This window comes from Mitsuaria sp. RG (assembly GCF_028369275.1).
Taxonomy (GTDB): Bacteria; Pseudomonadota; Gammaproteobacteria; order Pseudomonadales; family Pseudomonadaceae; genus Aquipseudomonas; species Aquipseudomonas peradeniyensis.
Genome location: NZ_JAQMYQ010000001.1, coordinates 1 through 18,946, shown reverse-complemented (window position 1 = coordinate 18,946; position 18,946 = coordinate 1). Strand labels below are relative to the sequence as shown.

Sequence of the window (18,946 nt, the reverse complement as noted above, 5' to 3'; positions counted from 1 at the left end):
CCTCAGCTCTGCGACACGGACTTGGGCAGGATGTCGTTGGCGACCATTTCACCGAACGGGCTCACGTAGCCACCGGTCTTCGGTTGTTCCGGGCGCTGCACGTCCAGGTGCGGGAACAGCAGCTCGGCGACGCGGTACGACTCTTCCAGGTGTGGATAACCGGAGAAGATGAAGGTGTCGATGCCAAGATCGGCGTATTCCTTGACCCGCGCCGCGACGGTCGGGCCATCGCCCACCAGCGCGGTGCCGGCACCGCCACGCACCAGGCCGACACCGGCCCACAGGTTCGGCGCCACTTCCAGCTTGTCGCGCTTGCCGCCATGCAGGGCGGCCATGCGTTGCTGGCCGACCGAGTCGAAGCGCGCCAGCGACGCCTGGGCACGGGCGATGGTGTCGTCGTCCAGGTGCGAGATGAGCCTGTCGGCGGCGGCCCAGGCCTCTTCATTGGTTTCCCGCACGATCACGTGCAGGCGGATGCCGAAGCGCACTTCGCGGCCTTGGGCCGCAGCCTTCTCGCGCACCTGGGCGATCTTCTCGGCGACGGCCGCCGGTGGCTCGCCCCAGGTCAGGTATAGCTCGACCTGCTCGGCGGCCAGGTCCTGGGCGGCCTCGGAGGAACCACCGAAGTACAGCGGCGGGCGCGGTTGCTGGATCGGCGGGTAGAGCAGCTTGGCGCCCTTCACCTGGATATGCTTGCCGTCATAGTCGACCGTTTCGCCTTCGAGCACCTTGCGCCAGATGCGGGTGAATTCCACCGACGCCTCGTATCGCTCCTGGTGGTTCAGGTGCAGGCCATCGCCGGCCAGTTCGTCCGGATCACCGCCGGTCACCAGGTTGAACAGCGCACGGCCGTTGGACAGGCGATCCAGGGTGGCGGCCTGACGGGCGGCCACGGTCGGCGAAATGATTCCCGGACGCAGGGCCACCAGGAACTTCAGGCGCTCGGTCACCGGAATCAGCGAGGCCGCCACCAGCCAGGAGTCCTCGCAGGAACGTCCGGTGGGGATCAGCACGCCGCCAAAGCCCAGGCGGTCGGCGGCCTGGGCGATCTGGCTCAGGTAGCCGTGGTCGACGGCGCGGGCGCCTTCGCTGGTGCCCAGGTACTTGCCGTCACCGTGGGTGGGGAGGAACCAGAAGATGTTAAGGCTCATTGGAGTTGTCTCCTCAAGGGTGGCTCAAGCCGGGGCGACGCCCCGGCGCAGGCGAATCGTTCAAGGCGCGCTGGCGACCTTGGCCGGGGGTGTCCAGATCACATCCTTGATGCTCAAGGGCTTGGGAATCAGCTTCAGGGCCTGGAAGGTGTCGGCAATCTTCTGCTGCGCGGCGATCACTTCCGGAGTCAGCGGCGCGGCGCCGTAGCCTTGGCGCTTGACCGAGGTCAGGGTGATGTCGGCGGGCAGGCCGAGCAGTGGCGCGACCTGGTCGGTGACCTGCTGCGGGTTGGCCCGGGACCATTCGCCCACGGCGCGCACTTCCTCGACCAGGGTGTTGATCACCGCCGGGTGCTGGGTGGCATAGCTGCGGGTGGCGAGGTAGAACTGGTGGTTGTCGACCAGGTCCTTGCCGTCACGCAGGGTGCGCGCCTGCAGCTGTTGTTCGGCGGCGGCCTGGTACGGGTCCCAGATCACCCAGGCGTCGACGCTGCCGCGCTCGAAGGCGGCGCGGGCGTCGGCCGGCGGCAGGTAGACGGGCTGGATATCGGTGTACTTGAGGCCGGCGTCTTCCAGGGCGCGCACCAGCAGGTAGTGCACGTTGGAGCCCTTGTTGAGGGCGACTTTCTTGCCCTTGAGTTCCTTCACCGACTGGATCGTCGATCCCTTCGGCACAAGGATCGCCTCGCTGTGCGGGGCTGGCGGCTCATAGGCGACGTACAGCAGGTCGGCACCCGCGGCCTGGGCAAACACCGGCGGGGTTTCGCCGGTCACGCCGAAGTCGATGGAGCCGACGTTGAGGCCTTCGAGCAGTTGCGGGCCGCCGGGGAACTCGGTCCATTGCACGTCGATGCCCTGCTCCTTCAGGCGCTTTTCCAGCGAGCCCTTGGCCTTGAGCAGCACCAGGGTGCCGTATTTCTGGTAACCGATGCGCAGGCTCTCGGCCTGGGCTTGAGTGATGGCGCCGAAGGACACAGCCGCCGCAAACAGGGCGACCAGACCGCGACGCAAGAAGACTGTGCGCATGGCGCTCTCCTGTGCGAGTGGGTTCGGGTAGCACCTGCTTGCCTCGTTGACGGGCGAGTAAGGTGGGAAAAACGGTCAAGCGGTATAGCGGGCGGTCAGATGCTCCAACGGGCACTGATCAGGCGTTCGTTGAGTTCGCCCGGTACCACCGGCCGAGGCCGGCGCGCCAGGGCGCTGTGGAACGTTTCCAGCGAATCCTGCAGGCGCTGCTCCAGGGCAGCGGCCAGTTGCGCGGGCCTGGCGCCTTCGCCGTAGGCGATCTGGCTGTCGTCGGCGAAGATCCCCTGCAGGGTCTCCTGCGCCTTGAGGGCCGACAGCACGGGCTTGAGGGCGTAGTCCACGGCCAGCATGTGGGCGATGCTGCCACCGGTGGCGATCGGCAGGACCACCTTGTGTTCCAGGGCACGCTCGGGCAGCAGGTCGAGCAAGGTCTTCAGGGCGCCGGCGAACGACGCCTTGTACACCGGGGTGGCGACCACCAGGCCATCGGCCTGGGCCACCAGTTCATTGAAGTGACGCACCTGCGGGCTGTCGAAGCGCGCGTGGAGCAGGTCCTCGGCGGGGAATTCCCGCACCTGGAAGGTCACCACCTCGACGCCGCGCTCCTGCAGCCAGTCGCGCGAGCGCTCTAGCAGCACGCCGGAGCGTGAACGAAGACTGGGGCTACCACCGACAGAAACAACCAGCATTGAAAGCGCTTCCTTCGATTCGATTGCAGGGCCGCGAGGGGTTGTCCCCGCTGGATGGAAGTGACATTAACAGTTAGTCATATATATCTAGAAATCATATTTTCGTATTTATTTATTCCATATAGAGATATTCAGATTTATCTCTGTAGGAGCGGCCTTGTGCCGCGAAAGGGCCGCAAAGCGGCCCCGGCGATAAGTGCATTGACGCTGAAAATCCTGGGGGTGCTGCGCCCCCCTTTCGCGGCACAAGGCCGCTCCTACAGGCTTTCGGTAGACATAAAAAAGGGCCGTCGAAACGGCCCGAAGATCCCTGCTTGGCTAAGAGCAATGCAACGAGCAATACCTCATCGATTTGGTTGCGGAGTCAGTCGCAGATAGGGTTTCACCGCCCGGTACCCTTTCGGGAAGCGCCGCTTGATTTCGTCCTCGTCCTTGAGCGAAGGCACGATCACTACCTCGTCGCCGTCCTGCCAGTTGCCTGGCGTGGCGACCTTGTAGTTGTCGGTCAGCTGCAGCGAGTCGATCACCCGCAGGATCTCGTTGAAGTTGCGCCCGGTACTGGCCGGATAGGTGATGGTCAGGCGCACCTTCTTGTTCGGGTCGATGACGAACAGCGAGCGCACGGTCAGGGTGTCGCTGGCGTTGGGGTGGATCAGGTCGTACAGGTCGGAGACCTTGCGGTCGGCGTCGGCGATGATCGGGAAGTTGACCACGGTGTTCTGGGTCTCGTTGATGTCATCGATCCACTTGTGGTGCGAGTCGACCGGGTCCACCGACAGGGCGATGGCTTTCACGCCACGCTTGGCGAAGTCTTCCTTGAGCTTGGCGGTCAGGCCCAGCTCGGTGGTGCACACCGGGGTGAAGTCGGCCGGGTGGGAGAACAGCACGCCCCAGCTGTCGCCCAGCCATTCGTGGAAACGGATCTTGCCGGCGCTGGAATCCTGTTCGAAATCGGGGGCGATATCGCCGAGTTTGAGGCTCATGAAAGCGGCTCCTGTGCTGTGTCTGGCCTTGTGGGTTCAATGTGCCTGCTTCCGAATAAAAATAAAAAGAATAAATATCGATTTATTTATAACCATTAAGCATACGGATTCGCAGACACAAAAAAGCCTCGCACTAGGCGAGGCTTTCTTGATGCCGCTACGACTTACATGAAGGCGTAAGTGTAGTTGACGATGAAGCGAGTCTGATCCTGGTCGTTCGCAGCGCCCGAACCGGTGCCACGGTAGACGCCCTGGCGCAGGCTGAAGCCCAGGCCCTTGAGGGTGCCTTCCTGCAGAACGTAGTCGACGCGCGCGTCACGCTCCCACTCGCTGAAGGTACCGTGGCCGTCGGTGTTACGACCATCCTGACCGCGCAGGTAGGCGACCGAAGCCTTCAGGCCCGGCACGCCCAGACGGGCGAAGTCGTAGGAGTACTGACCGAAGGTGGTGTTTTCACCGGCCTTGGCGAACTGGTTGATCATGCTGTCGGTGAACAGGTAGAAGCTGGCGCCGCCCGCACCTTCGGCACGGCCGTTGCCATCAACGACACCGCCCTGGTTCAGCCAGACGAAGCCACCATCATCGTTGACCTGCTGATGGCCGAGCATCAGCGCGTGGCCACCGAGGGTATAGGTGAACATGGCGGACCAGGTCTTGTTGTCGACCTTGCCGGTTTCCTTGGCATAACCGCCGTTGTTGTTGAAGTTGTAGCCGCCACCGTGGCCGTTCTTGCCATCGCTGCTGCTGTCGAAGTAGCGCAGGTCGGTCTTGAACGACTGGTCGTCAGCGATCTTGAAGACGTGGGTGGCGCCCAGGAAGCTCTGCTTGTAGAAGTCTTCCAGGTTCGAGTAGTAGTACTGCAGGGTCAGGTCTGGAGTGAGCTTGTAGTCCAGGCCACCGTAGCGGAACTTGTTGCTGTCAGCGGTCGCGCCGTTGACCGACAGGCCGGTACGGTTGCTCGAGGCACGACCCATTGCGTGGGTCAGCTGACCGGCGTTGATGGTCAGGTTGTCGATTTCCTTCGAGGTGATGGTTGCACCTTCGAAGGTCTGCGGCAGCAGACGACCGTCGTTGGAGACCAGGATCGGCAGCATCGGTGCCAGGGCGCTACCGAAGTGCGCTTCGGTCTTGGAGAAGCGGGCCTTGGCGTTGGCGCCAACGCGTGCCCACTGGCTTACCGAAGAGCCGTCGGTATCGTCCGGAAGGAAGCCGGACTTGTGGTAGCCCTTGCCACCATCGAGGTGGATACCCCACACGGCCTGGGCATCGACACCAAAGCCTACGGTGCCTTCAGTGAAGCCGGAGATGTAGTCGAGCTTGAAACCTTGACCGGTTTCACGCTGATCCGGACGCTTGCCGGCCGGACGAGTCGCGGTTGCCGGAGTGGCGTGCGCTTCGCGGTTGTTGTTGTCGAAGTACATGGTGCGCGAGCTCAGGGACAGCTTGCTGTCTTCGATGAAACCGGCAGCGCCTGCTTGTTGGGCGAGAACCCCCAGTGCCACGGCCAGGGCCAGGCTGGACTTGTACATGTTTTGCTCCTCTACGTTCTAATTTTTGTGCGTCTCAAGCGGCGGAGTCTGCTGCCCCACTCACCCGGATTGGCGATTTAGCACAAATGCGTGACCGCCAAGTCAATCGCTAACGGTCGATCTGCGACTTTGGTCTAACCCGCCGACCTGCGCTACAGGATAATGACAATCCTATAAATCCAAAATGACCGTTTTATGAATCTGTAAGATTTTTACGGAATAACATCGGAACCATTCCTACGAAACGCTGTATCGACGCCGTCAATCATACCTTTAGGTTATGTGCAAACGTTTGCCGAACTGTCGACCGATGGTGCCCCCGCAGGAACCGAACTAGACTAGCCGTCTTGAGCGATTCCGCCAGCTTCCCACCTCGTGTGGGAGCGAGCCCGTAAACCGCGCAGGTTCAGAGCGTTTGGCTTTTAAGCTAATTCTAAAAAGTTATTTATTTACTATTTCTTAGATCATCTAGTCTTCTCGCCATCCATCCCAGAATGCCTGACGAGAGGTTCAACCATGATCCCGCATGCTCCGCTGCGCCTGTTCGCCGCCCTGACCCTCGCCAGTGCCAGCTGGCTGGCCCAGGCCGCCGACCTGACCGTCGCCTACCAGACCACCGTCGACCCGGCCAAGGTGGCCCAGGTCGATGGCACCTATGAAAAGGACAGCAAGGCCAGCATCGACTGGCGCAAGTTCGATAATGGCGCCGATGTGATCACCGCCGTCGCCTCGGGCGACGTGCAGATCGGCTACCTCGGCTCCAGCCCGCTGGCCGCCGCCGCCACTCGCAAGCTGCCGGTCGAGACCTTCCTGATCGCTACCCAGATCGGCGCCGGCGAGGCCCTGGTCGCCCGTGACAACATCAAGACCCCGCAGGACCTGATCGGCAAGAAAGTCGCCGTGCCGTTCGTTTCCACCGGCCACTACAGCCTGCTGGCCGCGCTCAAGAGCTGGAACATCGACCCGTCGAAAGTGCAGATCCTCAACCTCGCGCCACCGGCGATCATCGCCGCCTGGAAGCGCGGCGACATCGACGCCACCTACGTCTGGGACCCGGCCCTGGGCGTGGCCAAGGAAAACGGCAAGGTGCTGATCACCTCGGGCGAGCTGGCCGAGAAAGGCGCGCCGACCTTCGATGCCTGGATCGTGCGCAAGGACTTCGCCGCCAAGCACCCGGAGATCGTCAAGTCGTTCGCCAAGGTCACCCTCGATGCCTACGCCGACTACCGCAAGGACCCGAAAGCCTGGCTGGCCGACAAGGACAACGTCGCCAAGCTGGTCAAGCTGTCCGGCGCCAAGCCTGCCGATATCCCGGTACTGCTGCAGGGCAACGTCTATCCGCTGGCCGCCGACCAGGCCAGCGCACTGCGCGAGCCGACCACCCAGGCACTGACCGACACCGCCACCTTCCTCAAGCAACAGGGCAAGGTCGACGCCGTGCTGCCCGACTACTCGCCCTACGTCAGCGCCCAATACCTGCCCAACTGATCCGGAGCCCGTCATGGCCTTGCTCGAACTGGAGCGCATCAGCGCACAGTACCCCGGCGCCGCTACCCCGGTGCTGGCCGACATCAACCTGAGCCTGGGCCCGCGCCAGCTGCTGGTGGCCCTCGGGCCGTCCGGCAGCGGCAAGACCTCGTTGCTCAACCTGATCGCCGGCTTCGTTGCCCCCAGCGGCGGGCGCATCAGCCTCGACGGCGCGCCAGTGCAAGGCCCTGGCGCCGATCGCGGCGTGGTGTTCCAGGACGATGCCCTGCTGCCCTGGCAGGACGTGCTCGGCAACGTCGCCTTCGGCCTCGAGCTGGCCGGCGTGCCCCGTGTCCAGCGTGAAGCCAAGGCCCGCGAGATGCTGGCGCTGGTCGACCTCGCCGGCTTCGGCGAGCGGCGTATCTGGCAATTGTCCGGCGGGCAGAAGCAGCGCGTGGGCCTGGCCCGGGCGCTGGCCGCCGACCCGCGGGTGCTGTTGATGGACGAGCCGTTCGGCGCCCTCGATGCCTTTACCCGCGAACAGATGCAGGAGCTGCTGTTGCAGGTCTGGCAGCGCACCGCCAAACCAGTGTTCCTGATCACCCACGACATCGAAGAGGCGGTGTTCCTCGCCACCGAGCTGGTGCTGCTGGCGCCCAATCCGGGGCGTGTGGTCGAGCGTCTGCAACTGGACTTCGGCCAGCGCTACGCCGCTGGCGAGTCGGCCCGGGCGATCAAGTCCGATCCCCGCTTCATCGAAACCCGCGAGCACGTGCTGGCGCGGGTGTTCTCGCAACGTCAGGAGTCCGCATGAGCAGTATCGAATTGCCGGCCGCCGCCAAGCGGGCACCACGCACGCCTCCTGTCGTGAAAACCCGCAAGCCCTTGCCGACCCGCTGGATCAGCACCCTCACCCTGGCCTCCCTGTTGCTGGCGTGGTGGCTGGTAACCGCCGCCGGCTGGGTCGAACCCCTGTTCCTGCCCTCGCCCGCCGATATCCTGGCCAAGGGCTGGACGCTGCTTACCCAGGGCTACATGGATGCCAGCCTGTGGCAGCACCTGGGCGCAAGCCTGGGCCGTATCGGCCTGGCGCTGGTGGCGGCGACCCTGACCGCCATCCCCGTCGGCCTGGCCATCGGCTACAACCGCGTGGCCCGTGGCATCCTCGACCCGCTGATCGAGTTCTACCGGCCGATCCCGCCGCTGGCCTACCTGCCGTTGATCGTCATCTGGTGCGGCATCGGCGAGCTGTCGAAGGTGCTGCTGATCTACCTGGCGATCTTCGCCCCGATCGCCATCGCCACCGCCACCGGCGTGCGCACCGTCGACCCGGCCAAGCTGCGCGCCGCGCAGTCGCTGGGGGCCACCCGGGCGCAACTGATCCGCCATGTGATCCTGCCCAGCGCCCTGCCCGACATCCTCACCGGCATCCGCATCGGCCTTGGCGTGGGCTGGTCGACCCTGGTCGCCGCCGAGCTGATCGCCGCCACCAGCGGCCTGGGCTTCATGGTGCAGTCGGCGGCGCAGTTCCTGGTCACCGACGTGGTGGTGCTGGGGATCCTGCTGATCGCCCTGATCGCCTTCACCCTGGAAATGGGCCTGCGCGCCCTGCAGCGCAAGCTGGTGCCCTGGCATGGCCAGAGCCACTGATCCGTCACGACCATTCGCGGGGCAAGCCCGCTCCCACGCAGCCGTCTCACCTCGTGGGAGCGGGCTTGCCCCGCGATAGAACTTCTCGGCCTGCACGAGAAACGAACCTTCAAGCGAGACCGACATGAGCCTGACCATCACCCCTCTCAGCCCGGCCCTTGGCGCGCAGATCAGCGGCGTGGACATCAGCCGCGACATCACCCTCGAACAGCGTGATGCCATCGAGCAGGCGCTGCTCGAACACCAGGTGCTGTTCTTCCGCGACCAGCCGATCACCCCCGAGCAACAGGCCCGTTTCGCCGCGCGCTTCGGCGACCTGCACATCCACCCGATCTACCCCAATGTGCCGCAGACGCCGCAGGTACTGATCCTCGACACCGCGGTCACCGACGTGCGCGACAACGCCGTCTGGCACACCGACGTGACCTTCCTGCCGACTCCCGCGCTGGGCGCGGTGCTCAGCGCCAAGCAGTTGCCGGCCTTTGGCGGCGACACCCTGTGGGCCAGCGGGATCGCCGCGTTCGAGGCGCTGTCGGCGCCGCTGCGCACGATGCTCGACGGCCTGACCGCCACCCACGATTTCACCAAGTCGTTCCCGCTGGAGCGCTTCGGCACCACCCCAGAGGACCTGGCGCGCTGGGAAGCTACCCGACGCAACAACCCGCCGCTGTCGCACCCGGTGGTGCGCACCCATCCGGTCAGCGGGCGCAAGGCATTGTTCGTCAACGAGGGGTTCACCACGCGGATCAACGAGCTGAACGAGCAGGAGAGCGAGGCGCTGCTCAAGCTGCTGTTCGCCCATGCGACGCGGCCGGAGTTCAGCATTCGCTGGCGATGGCAGGAAAATGACGTGGCGTTCTGGGACAACCGCGTCACGCAGCATTTTGCTGTGGATGATTACCGACCCAATCGGCGGGTGATGCACCGGGCGACCATCCTGGGGGATGCGCCGTTCTGAGCCCCTGGGAGGCCTTTGGCCTCCTTTCGCGGCGCAAGGCCGCTCCTACAGGAGATCACATTCCCCTGTAGGAGCGGCCTTGTGCCGCGATAAGGGCCGCAAAGCGGCCCCAGCGATCTACCTGACCAGATGCAGGTACTGCATGTGCCGCTCGTACTGGTCGAGGATGTCGTTGATGATCTGCTCCTTGCTGTAGCCCACCAGATCATAGTTCTGGCTACCTTCGCTCAAGTGCACCTCCGCCCGGTAGTAGCGACGGTTCTTCAACTCCTGGGTACCCAACCCACCCAATGCGAACGACGGCGTGAAGTAGCCACGCATCTGCACCTGGTAGATGAACGGCTGCTCCTCGCCATGGCCGATCTTCAGGCTGACGTTGTCATGGCTCGGATCGTCCTGGGTGATCAGCACCAGCCCCTTCTGCTCGAACACCTCGCGCACCTCGGCAATCGCCGGGCGCACCACGTCGTCCATGAAGCGGTACACCTCGTCCCGCGACGGGAAGTGCACGGCCTGGCTCAGGCGCTGGCGCCAGCCGCCACGCCCACGCCGGGACTGGGCGAAGGGTGCCAGCGAATGCATCTGCGCGATCTGCCGCTGACTTTCCAGGTAGAAGGCCTTGTGCAGCCCCCACATCATGCACAGCAGGATCAGCGAGAACGGCAGCGAGGTCAGCACCACCGCCGACTTCAGCGAATCGATGCTGCCGGCGAACAGCAGCGCGCTGGTGATCAGCGCGGTCATCGCGCCCCAGAAGATGCGCAGCCAGTTCGGGCCGTCCTCGTCGGCGCCACCGCCCTTGGCAGACAGCGTCGACAGCACCACCGTGCCGGAGTCGGCCGAGGTGATGAAGAACACGAAGCTGATGAACACCGTCACGGCGATCACCGTCTTGCTCCACGGGTAGGTTTCCAGCAGCAGGTACAGGCTCATCGACGGGTTGTCGATGGCCGACTGGCCGAGGGCGGTCATGCCGTGGTTGATCACCTGGTCCAGGGCGCTGTTGCCGAAGATCGACATCCACGCCAGGGTGAAGCCCAGCGGGATCAGCAACACGCCGAAGACGAACTCACGGATGGTGCGCCCGCGCGAAATCCGCGCGATGAACAGCCCCACGAACGGCGCCCAGGCAATCCACCAGGCCCAATAGAACACCGTCCAGCCACCCAGCCAGTCGCGTTGCTCGCCGTAGGCGTACACATCAAAGCTCTTGCGCGGCAAGGCGCCCAGGTAGTCACCGAGGTTCTGGATCAGGGTATTGAACAGGTGCTGGGTGGGCCCGGCGAACAGCACGAACAGCAGCAGCGCGCAGGCCAGGAACAGGTTGATGTCGCTCATCACCCGCACGCCCTTCTCCACCCCGGCGACCGCCACGGCCACCGCCGCGCCCATCATCAGGGTGATGAGGATCACCTGCACCCACTGGCTGTGGCTGATGCCGAACAGGTAGTCGAGGCCAGCGTTCAGGTGCAGCACGCCGAAGCCCATGTCGGCCCCCAGGCCAAACACCGTGGCGATGATGCCGAAGCCGTCCACCGCGTAGCCGATCGGGCCGTTGATGCGTTTGCCTATCAGCGGGTAAAGCGCCGAGCGCAGGGCCAGCGGCAGGTTGTGCCGGTAGGCGAAGTAGGCCAGCGCCATGCCGACGAAGGCGAACACGCCCCAGCCGTGCAGGCCCCAGTGCAGGAACAGGATCTGCATCGCCTGGCGCCCGGCCTCGGCCGTGCCGGCCTCGCCCTGCGGCGGCTGGAGCATGTGGGTCAGCGGCTCGGAGACGCAGAAGAAGAACAGGGTGATGCTGATGCCGGCGGCGAACAGCATGCCGGCCCAGGACAGGTAGCTGAACTCGGGCTCGTCGTGGTCGGCGCCAAGCTTGATCTTGCCGTAGCCGGACAGGGCGGTAACCACCACGAAGACCAGGTACAGGGTCATGGCCAGCATGTAGTACCAGCCGACGGTGTTGGCCGCCCAGTTCTGCGCCGCCAGCAGCCAGTCGCCGGCCGCCTGGGGCTGGGCGATGACGACCAGGCCGAAGAGGAGGATGAAGCTTGCCGCGAAGTAGAACACGGGGGGGTTCATGCGGATCTTGCCGTTGGCAAGGTCGGGGGTCGGTGCACTCATTGAACAGGCACCTCGTCGAAGGACGTGAGGTTCGGATTGAACGGGTTCAGCAAAGGCGATTCCTCCTTTTGAACACCGGCAATGGACCAGCGTTTTTCGTTGAACAAGCGTTCAAGTTAAACATGGATCGAGTTTCAATGCGACCCGATGCCGCTGGGCGGGGCATCGAGTGTCTAGCACGTGGGAGCGGGCTTGCCCCGCGATGGCGATGGTTGAACTGACGTCGCCATCGCGGGGCAAGCCCGCTCCCACGGTCCAGACACTCGATGCTAGAGGGCTTTCTTGCCCTCGCAATCCAACTGCAGGTTAGCCTGGGTAATATTGCTGTCAGCCGGCACGCTGCGAGTCAGCCAGACGTTGCCGCCGATGGTCGAACCCTTGCCGATGGTGATCCGCCCGAGGATGGTCGCACCCGCGTAGATGACGACGTCGTCCTCGACGATCGGGTGGCGGGCCAGGCCCTTGTGCAGGGTGCCCGACTCGTCGCTGGGGAAGCGCTTGGCGCCCAGGGTTACGGCCTGGTAGATACGCACCCGCTCGCCGATGATCGCGGTCTCGCCGATCACCACGCCGGTGCCATGGTCGATGAAGAAACTCGGGCCGATCTGCGCGCCGGGGTGGATGTCGATGCCGGTGGCCGAGTGCGCCAGCTCCGAGCTGATCCGCGCCAGCAACGGCAGGCCGGCCCGGTACAGGTGGTGGGCCAGGCGGTGGTGGATGATCGCCAGGATGCCCGGGTAGCACAGCAGCACCTCGTCGACGCTGCGCGCCGCCGGGTCGCCGTGGAAGGCCGCGAGCACGTCGGTGTCCAGCAGCACGCGCAGGGCCGGCAGGGCCGCGGCGAAGTCCTGGATCAGGCGCAGGGCATGGCCATCGACATCGACCACATCGGTCTTGCCATGGCGCGCCGCGTAGCGCAGCTCCAGGCGGGCCTGGGCCAGCAGCGCGGTGAGCGCGGCGTCGAGGGTGTGGCCGACGTAGAAGTCTTCGCTCTCTTCACGCAGATCCACCGGGCCCAGGCGCATGGGGAACAGCGCGCCGCACAGCTGCTCGAGAATCTGCCGCAGCGCCTCGCGCGACGGCAGCTCGCGCCCGCCCTGCTCGCCGCTGCTGCGGCCGTTGTTGCTGCGCCACTGCTCACGGGCGCTGCGCAGGCCACTGACGATGCCCTGCAGTTGCCAGTGCCCGGTTGATGGTTGTTCGCTCACGGTGTTTCTCCTGCCGGATAGGCCAACTGTTTTTATCGCCGGGTAGGGCCCCTTCGCGGGTAAACCCGCTCCCACAGGGACCGTATTGCCCTTGAGGCTTGCGCTGGACCTGTGGGAGCGGGTTTACCCGCGAAGAGGCCAGCATTGGATGGATGCGATCAACGATACGTCAAATCTGCCTCTTGGAAAAAACAACGCTTTATTCCATCCTGAGCTAAGTCGGGCATAAGCGACTGCAAAATGCAGAAACGGGAATAACAACATGATTTTTTATTATTTCCCGGCCTATGAAGCCCACCTCTATAGTCGCCACCTCACTACTTCCACAACAAGCGCGGGGCCTGCCATGACCAAATTCGCCAAACCCCTTCTCAACGCCAGCCTGGCGCTCCTGCTCGGTGCCGGCCTGCTCGGCCAGGCCTTCGCCGGCGAGCAGTTGAAGACCATCCAGGAGAAGGGCGTGATCAACGTCGGCCTGGAAGGCACCTACCCACCGTTCAGCTTCCAGGACGAGAACGGCAAGCTGGCCGGCTTCGAGGTCGAACTGTCCGAACTGCTGGCCAAGGAACTGGGGGTCAAGGCCAAGGTCCAGCCGACCAAGTGGGACGGTATCCTCGCCGCCCTGGAGTCCAAGCGCCTGGACGTGGTGATCAACCAGGTGACCATCTCCGAGGAGCGCAAGAAGAAGTACGACTTCTCCGAGCCCTACACGGTTTCCGGCATCCAGGCCCTGGTGCTCAAGGGCAGCGACAACGAGAAGAACATCAAGACCGCCGCCGACCTCGGTGGCAAGAAGGTCGGCGTCGGCCTGGGCACCAACTACGAGCAGTGGGTGAAACAGGACGTGCCGACAGCCGATGTCCGTACCTATGAAGACGACCCGACCAAATTCGCCGACCTGCGCAACGGCCGTATCGACGCCATCCTGATCGACCGCCTGGCCGCGCTCGAGTACGTGCAGAAAACCGCCAAGGACAAGAAACCCACCGCGCTGGCCGGCGAGAAATTCTCCAAGCTGGAGTCGGGCGTTGCCCTGCGCAAGGGCGAGCCTGAACTGCTCGCGGCGCTGAACAAGGCCATCGACAAGCTCAAGGCCGACGGCACGCTGGCCAAGCTGTCCGAGAAATACTTCGGTGCCGATGTCACCAAATGATCGCTGAAAGCCTGCAACTCGTTGTCGATTCCGCGCCCTTCCTGCTCAAGGGCGCGGGCTATACCGTGCTGCTCAGTGTCGGCGGCATGTTCTTCGGCCTGGTGCTGGGCTTCGCCCTGGCACTGATGCGCCTGTCGAAGATCCTGCCGCTGGACTGGCTCGCCCGCATCTACGTGTCGTTCTTCCGCGGCACGCCGCTGCTGGTGCAGCTGTTCGTGATCTACTTCGGCCTGCCGCAGATCGGCATCGAGCTTGATCCGATCCCGGCATCGCTGATCGGCCTGTCGCTGAACATGGCGGCGTATATCTGCGAAATCCTCCGCGCGGCGATCTCTTCGATCGACCGTGGTCAGTGGGAAGCGGCGGCCAGCATCGGCATGACCCGCACCCAGGCCATGCGCCGGGCGATCCTGCCGCAGGCCCTGCGCACCGCACTGCCGCCGCTGGGCAACAGCTTCATCTCGCTGGTCAAGGACACCGCCCTGGCGGCGACCATCCAGGTGCCCGAGCTGTTCCGCCAGGCACAGCTGATCACCGCCCGGACCTTCGAGGTCTTCACCATGTACCTGGCTGTCGCGGTGGTCTACTGGATCCTCTGCAGCATCCTGGCGCACTTCCAGAACCGCATGGAAGCGCGGGTCAACCAGCACGACCAGGAGCAATGAGATGATCGTAGTACAAGGCCTGACCAAGCAGTTCAAGGGCCATACCGTGCTCAACGGCATCGACCTGACCGTGCAACCCGGCGAGGTGGTCGCCATCATCGGCCCCAGCGGCTCGGGCAAGACCACGTTCCTGCGTTGCCTGAACCTGCTGGAAACCCCCGATGCCGGACGCATCCAGATCGGCGACATCAGCATCGATGCCAATCGCCCGCTGGGCGGCCAGCAGGGTGCGATCCGCCGCCTGCGCCAGCAGGCCGGATTCGTGTTCCAGAACTTCAACCTGTTTCCCCACCGCACCGCCCTGGAGAACGTCATCGAGGGGCCGGTGATCGTCAAGAAGACGCCCCGCGACAAGGCCATCGAGCTGGCCAGGCGCCTGCTGGCCAAGGTCGGCCTGGCGGGCAAGGAAGACGCCTACCCGCGCCGCCTGTCCGGTGGCCAGCAGCAGCGGGTGGCCATCGCCCGCGCCCTGGCCATGGAACCCGAGGTGATCCTGTTCGACGAGCCTACCTCGGCGCTCGACCCGGAGCTGGTGGGCGAGGTGCTGGAAACCATCCGCGGCCTGGCCGAGGAAAAGCGCACCATGATCATCGTCACCCACGAGATGAGCTTCGCCCGCGATGTCGCCAACCGGGTGATCTTCTTCGACAAGGGGGTGATCGTCGAGCAAGGCGAGGCCAAGGCGCTGTTCGCCAATCCGCGGGAAGAGCGCACCCGCCAGTTCCTGCGCAAGTTCCTCGGCACCGCCGCCGGCCAGGAATGAGCCCGATGCGCGGGGCTCACACCTCGCGCAGGTTGTGGCAACGCCTGAAACGGGCTTCCAGGTTGCGATCGGGCATCTGGTGGCTGCGCAGGGCGTTGAGGGTCTGCTCCACGTAATCGCGTGTCGTGCCATAGCGCCCCTTGGCGCTGGCGAGGATCTGGCTGAGCAAGGTGTCCGGCAGGTTGCCCGCGTAGCATGGCAGGTGCCGTTCCAGCACGAAGCCCAGGGCCTGGACCTTGCTGCCGTCGCCCAGACGGCAGCTGAGCCAGTGCGGGCGATAGGCCGGGAACGGCATTTCGCGCATCCACAGGGCCATCAGCGAATCGTCAAGGTTGCTTTCGTCCAGACGGTAGGCGAAACCGCTGCAGGAACCGCCACGGTCCAGGCCGAACACCAGGCCCGGGCACTCCGGGGTGCCACGGTGCTCGTGGGACCACAGGTACAAGCCGCGGTGGTAGCCATGCACCCGTGCCCGCTGGCGCTCGACCGAGTTGCATTCGGGGCGCCAGATCAGCGAGCCGTAGGCAAACAGCCAGACCGGGCCGCCTTCGTGCAGGGACATGGTTTCCTGCATCGAGCGCTGCAGTTGTTCGCGGGACAACTGTTGCCCGAAGTCGAGTGACGGCGGATAGGCTATTTGCCAGGATAAACTTTCAAGTGTCGACATGAGCTGCCGCCATTAATTCCTGTGAACTACAAAGTTGCGCGTTCCACTGCTGTTGATGCAGGGCCTGACCCTACGTCTTCGCGGGTAAACCCGCTCCCACAGGAGGTGTGCAGGGCTTGTGGGAGCGGGTTTACCCGCGAAGACCCTGGCGCTTAACGTAAGGGATAAGACACTTGCGACTCAAGCCGGAAGACACAATTTCATTCAACCTTCCGCTGAACGGAAACTAATAATCCGAGTATAGCGAAACTTATTACCCGCAGCGGTAATAATCCCCGCCCTATAATCAACAGGAAAATACTTGGTTATTAAACCCGGCACGCCCTTGCAGCGTGCGGGTTGTTTCAGCCGCGCGGCGCGTAGGCAAACACGTCGGCGCGCATGCGGTGGGCATCCATGCCGGCCTCGACCAACGCATCGAGGGTGGCATAGACCATGTTCGGCGAGCCGCTGGCATAGACATGCACCTGGTTCAGGTCGCCGATGTCCTCGCACACCGCCTCGTGCAGCAGCCCACAGCGTCCTTCCCAGCCGCACAGGTCGCTGACCACCTTGTGCAGGAACAGGTTGGGCAGGCGCTGCCACTCGTCCCAGTGCTCGATCTCGTAGAAATCTTCAGGCCGGCGCACGCCCCAGTACAGGTGCACCGGATGCTTGAAGCCCTGGGCGCGGCAGTGCTCGAGCAGGCTGTGCATCTGGCCCATGCCGGTGCCGGCGGCAATCAGTACCAGAGGGCCATCGGGCAGCTCCGCCAGGTGGGCGTCGCCGAACGGCAGTTCGATGCGTGCCAGTCCATTGCGCTGCAACTGCTGGATCAACTGCACCGCGCTGCTTTCCCGCGCCAGCACGTGCAGCTCGAGGTCGCGCCCACCATGGGGCGCCGAGGCGAGGGAGAAGGCCGCCTTGTCCATGCCCTCACGCTCGATCATCAGGTACTGCCCCGCGTGATAGCGCGGCGGCTTGCCGGCAGGCGCGCGCAGGCGCACGCGCCAGACGTCGCCACCGACCTCGACGCATTCGCTCACGGTACAGGCCAGCTTGCGCACCGGCAGCTCGCCCAGGGCCAGCACACCATCCCACAGCAACACGCAGTCCTCCAGCGGCTCGGCGATGCAGGTGAACAGTTCACCGTGATCGCGGACTTGGCCTTCCTGGCGAACACTGCCTTCCACCAGCAGCGCGGCACACACATGGCAGTTGCCGTTGCGGCAGCTGCTTGGGCAGTCGTAGCCCAGGCGCCGCGCCGCATCCAGAATCCTTTCACCCGGTTCGACCGCCAGTACCGCCCCGGAAGGCTGCAAGGTTACCTGCATCAATCTATTCCCAACTGGTCCCACAGCTCATCGATACGGCGGGTGACGGCCTCGTCCTTGACGATGACCCGGCCCCATTCGCGTGTAGTCTCGCCCGGCCACTTGTGGGTGGCGTCCAGGCCCATCTTCGACCCCAGGCCCGACACCGGCGACGCAAAGTCGAGGTAGTCGATCGGGGTGTTGTCGATCATCACCGTATCACGCTTGGGGTCCATGCGCGTGGTGATGGCCCAGATCACATCGTTCCAGTCGCGGGCGTTGATATCGTCGTCGGTGACGATAACGAACTTGGTGTACATGAACTGTCGCAGGAACGACCACACACCCAGCATGACGCGCTTGGCGTGGCCTGGATACTGCTTCTTCATGGTCACCACCGCCATGCGGTACGAGCAGCCTTCCGGCGGCAGGTAGAAGTCGGTGATCTCGGGGAACTGCTTCTGCAGGATCGGCACGAACACTTCGTTCAGCGCCACCCCGAGGATCGCCGGCTCATCCGGCGGTCGGCCGGTGTAGGTGCTGTGGTAGATCGGTTTCTGCCGGTGGGTGATGCGCTCGACGGTGAACACCGGGAAGCTGTCCACTTCGTTGTAGTAACCGGTGTGGTCGCCGTACGGGCCTTCCGGGGCCATTTCGCCCGGGTGGATCACACCTTCGAGGATGATCTCGGCAGTGGCCGGCACCTGCAGGTCGTTGCCACGGCATTTGACCAGTTCGGTACGGTTGCCGCGCAACAGGCCGGCAAAGGCGTATTCGGAAAGGGTATCGGGGACAGGGGTCACGGCGCCGAGGATGGTCGCAGGGTCTGCGCCCAGGGCAACGGCCACGGGGAACGGCTGGCCTGGGTGTTTCTCGCACCATTCGCGGTAGTCCAGCGCGCCGCCACGGTGGCTCAGCCAGCGCATGATCACCTTGTTGCGGCCGATCACCTGCTGGCGGTAGATACCCAGGTTCTGGCGGTCCTTGTTCGGCCCGCGGGTGACGGTCAGGCCCCAGGTGATCAGCGGCGCCACGTCGCCCGGCCAGCAGTGCTGGATGGGCAACTGGCCCAGGTCGACGTCGTCGCCTTCGACCACGATTTCCTGGCATACCGCGTCCTTGACCACCTTCGGCGCCATGGACACGACCTTCTTGAAGATCGGCAGTTTCGACCAGGCGTCCTTCAGCCCCTTCGGCGGCTCGGGCTCCTTGAGGAACGCCAGCAGCTTGCCGATCTCGCGCAGTTCCTCGGTCGATTCGGCGCCCATGCCCATGGCCACCCGCTCGGGAGTGCCGAACAGATTGCCCAGCACCGGGATGTCGAAGCCGGTGGGCTTTTCGAACAGCAACGCCGGGCCCTTGGCGCGCAGGGTGCGGTCGCAGACTTCGGTCATTTCCAGTACGGGGGAGATGGGAACCTGGATGCGCTTGAGTTCACCGCGCTGTTCCAGGCCACGGATGAAGTCGCGCAGATCGCGATACTGCATGCAAGGGCCTCGTGTTGGGCGTATCGGTCGGGGTGCAGAGTGTAGCGCCGTTCACGCCTGGTTTGGGGGCAAAAATGAAAAGGGGCCGCTTCGCGGCCCATCGCGGCACAAGGCCGCTCCTACAGGGGGCTTGTTAA

Annotated in this window: 17 protein-coding genes; 7 read left to right on the top strand and 10 right to left on the bottom strand. The window is 64.3% G+C overall.

The features are described 5' to 3' along the window. Positions 1-2 precede the first annotated feature (2 nt). From ssuD to POF53_RS00065, 5 genes are all read right to left on the bottom strand, one after another. Entirely contained in the window at positions 3-1,151 is a 1,149-nt protein-coding gene (gene ssuD, locus POF53_RS00085) for an FMNH2-dependent alkanesulfonate monooxygenase (protein WP_203649551.1), read from the bottom strand. Between the two features lie 60 nt (positions 1,152-1,211). After that, positions 1,212-2,177, bottom strand: a complete 966-nt coding sequence (locus POF53_RS00080; RefSeq protein ID WP_110735535.1) for a sulfonate ABC transporter substrate-binding protein — start codon at positions 2,175-2,177, stop codon at positions 1,212-1,214. Between the two features lie 95 nt (positions 2,178-2,272). Continuing rightward, a complete protein-coding gene (ssuE, locus tag POF53_RS00075) occupies positions 2,273-2,866 on the bottom strand; it encodes an NADPH-dependent FMN reductase (RefSeq protein WP_203649547.1) in 594 nt (197 codons plus the stop codon). A 344-nt stretch (positions 2,867-3,210) separates the two neighbouring features. Continuing rightward, positions 3,211-3,849, bottom strand: coding sequence for a peroxiredoxin (locus POF53_RS00070; RefSeq protein ID WP_028689219.1), 639 nt, complete (start codon positions 3,847-3,849; stop codon positions 3,211-3,213). A 164-nt stretch (positions 3,850-4,013) separates the two neighbouring features. Continuing rightward, entirely contained in the window at positions 4,014-5,378 is a 1,365-nt protein-coding gene (locus POF53_RS00065) for an OprD family porin (protein ID WP_203649544.1), read from the bottom strand. Positions 5,379-5,894: 516 nt separating this feature from the next. Here POF53_RS00065 and tauA point away from each other — a divergent pair. The 4 genes from tauA to tauD all read left to right on the top strand — a co-directional run bounded on the left by tauA (position 5,895) and on the right by tauD (position 9,453). Next, on the top strand, positions 5,895-6,866 hold the full coding sequence (gene tauA, locus POF53_RS00060) for a taurine ABC transporter substrate-binding protein (protein ID WP_232854974.1): 972 nt from the start codon (positions 5,895-5,897) through the stop codon (positions 6,864-6,866). Between the two features lie 13 nt (positions 6,867-6,879). Next, positions 6,880-7,659 carry a taurine ABC transporter ATP-binding subunit gene (gene tauB / locus POF53_RS00055; RefSeq protein ID WP_203649540.1) on the top strand — a complete coding sequence of 260 codons (780 nt, stop codon included), beginning with the start codon at positions 6,880-6,882 and terminating at the stop codon, positions 7,657-7,659. Beyond that, positions 7,656-8,495, top strand: coding sequence for a taurine ABC transporter permease TauC (gene tauC / locus POF53_RS00050; protein ID WP_203649538.1), 840 nt, complete (start codon positions 7,656-7,658; stop codon positions 8,493-8,495). The genes tauB and tauC overlap by 4 nt, the downstream gene beginning before the upstream one ends. A 124-nt stretch (positions 8,496-8,619) precedes the next feature. Next, positions 8,620-9,453: a taurine dioxygenase gene (gene tauD / locus POF53_RS00045; protein ID WP_203649536.1), complete on the top strand. Its 834-nt coding sequence runs from the start codon at positions 8,620-8,622 to the stop codon at positions 9,451-9,453. A gap of 117 nt (positions 9,454-9,570) precedes the next feature. On the opposite strand, the gene betT is transcribed toward tauD, so the two are convergent. Together betT and epsC are read right to left on the bottom strand one after the other, a co-directional pair. Further along, positions 9,571-11,574 carry a choline transporter BetT gene (betT, locus tag POF53_RS00040; protein WP_498965778.1) on the bottom strand — a complete coding sequence of 668 codons (2,004 nt, stop codon included), beginning with the start codon at positions 11,572-11,574 and terminating at the stop codon, positions 9,571-9,573. A gap of 269 nt (positions 11,575-11,843) precedes the next feature. Next, positions 11,844-12,782, bottom strand: coding sequence for a serine O-acetyltransferase EpsC (gene epsC, locus POF53_RS00035; protein WP_498965776.1), 939 nt, complete (start codon positions 12,780-12,782; stop codon positions 11,844-11,846). Between the two features lie 346 nt (positions 12,783-13,128). On the opposite strand from epsC, the gene tcyJ reads away from it, so the two are divergent. From tcyJ to tcyN, 3 genes are read left to right on the top strand one after another with little or no spacing between them, the layout of a single operon-like run. Continuing rightward, the gene (tcyJ, locus tag POF53_RS00030) at positions 13,129-13,935 is read left to right on the top strand and encodes a cystine ABC transporter substrate-binding protein (RefSeq protein ID WP_203649525.1); all 807 of its coding nucleotides are present in this window, start codon (positions 13,129-13,131) and stop codon (positions 13,933-13,935) included. Beyond that, positions 13,932-14,600, top strand: a complete 669-nt coding sequence (tcyL, locus tag POF53_RS00025; RefSeq protein ID WP_203649523.1) for a cystine ABC transporter permease — start codon at positions 13,932-13,934, stop codon at positions 14,598-14,600. Before tcyJ ends, tcyL begins: the two co-directional genes overlap by 4 nt. 1 nt (position 14,601) lies before the next feature. Continuing rightward, the gene (gene tcyN / locus POF53_RS00020; protein ID WP_203649522.1) at positions 14,602-15,363 is read left to right on the top strand and encodes an L-cystine ABC transporter ATP-binding protein TcyN; all 762 of its coding nucleotides are present in this window, start codon (positions 14,602-14,604) and stop codon (positions 15,361-15,363) included. Positions 15,364-15,379: 16 nt separating this feature from the next. On the opposite strand, the gene POF53_RS00015 is transcribed toward tcyN, so the two are convergent. From POF53_RS00015 to ubiD, 3 genes are all read right to left on the bottom strand, one after another. After that, positions 15,380-16,030 (bottom strand): gamma-glutamylcyclotransferase, encoded by a 651-nt coding sequence (locus POF53_RS00015; protein ID WP_203649520.1) that lies wholly within the window; start codon positions 16,028-16,030, stop codon positions 15,380-15,382. 344 nt (positions 16,031-16,374) lie between these two features. Then, positions 16,375-17,343, bottom strand: coding sequence for a CDP-6-deoxy-delta-3,4-glucoseen reductase (locus POF53_RS00010; RefSeq protein WP_203649512.1), 969 nt, complete (start codon positions 17,341-17,343; stop codon positions 16,375-16,377). Continuing rightward, a complete protein-coding gene (gene ubiD / locus POF53_RS00005; protein ID WP_186660587.1) occupies positions 17,343-18,809 on the bottom strand; it encodes a 4-hydroxy-3-polyprenylbenzoate decarboxylase in 1,467 nt (488 codons plus the stop codon). The genes POF53_RS00010 and ubiD overlap by 1 nt, the downstream gene beginning before the upstream one ends. Positions 18,810-18,946: the final 137 nt, after the last annotated feature.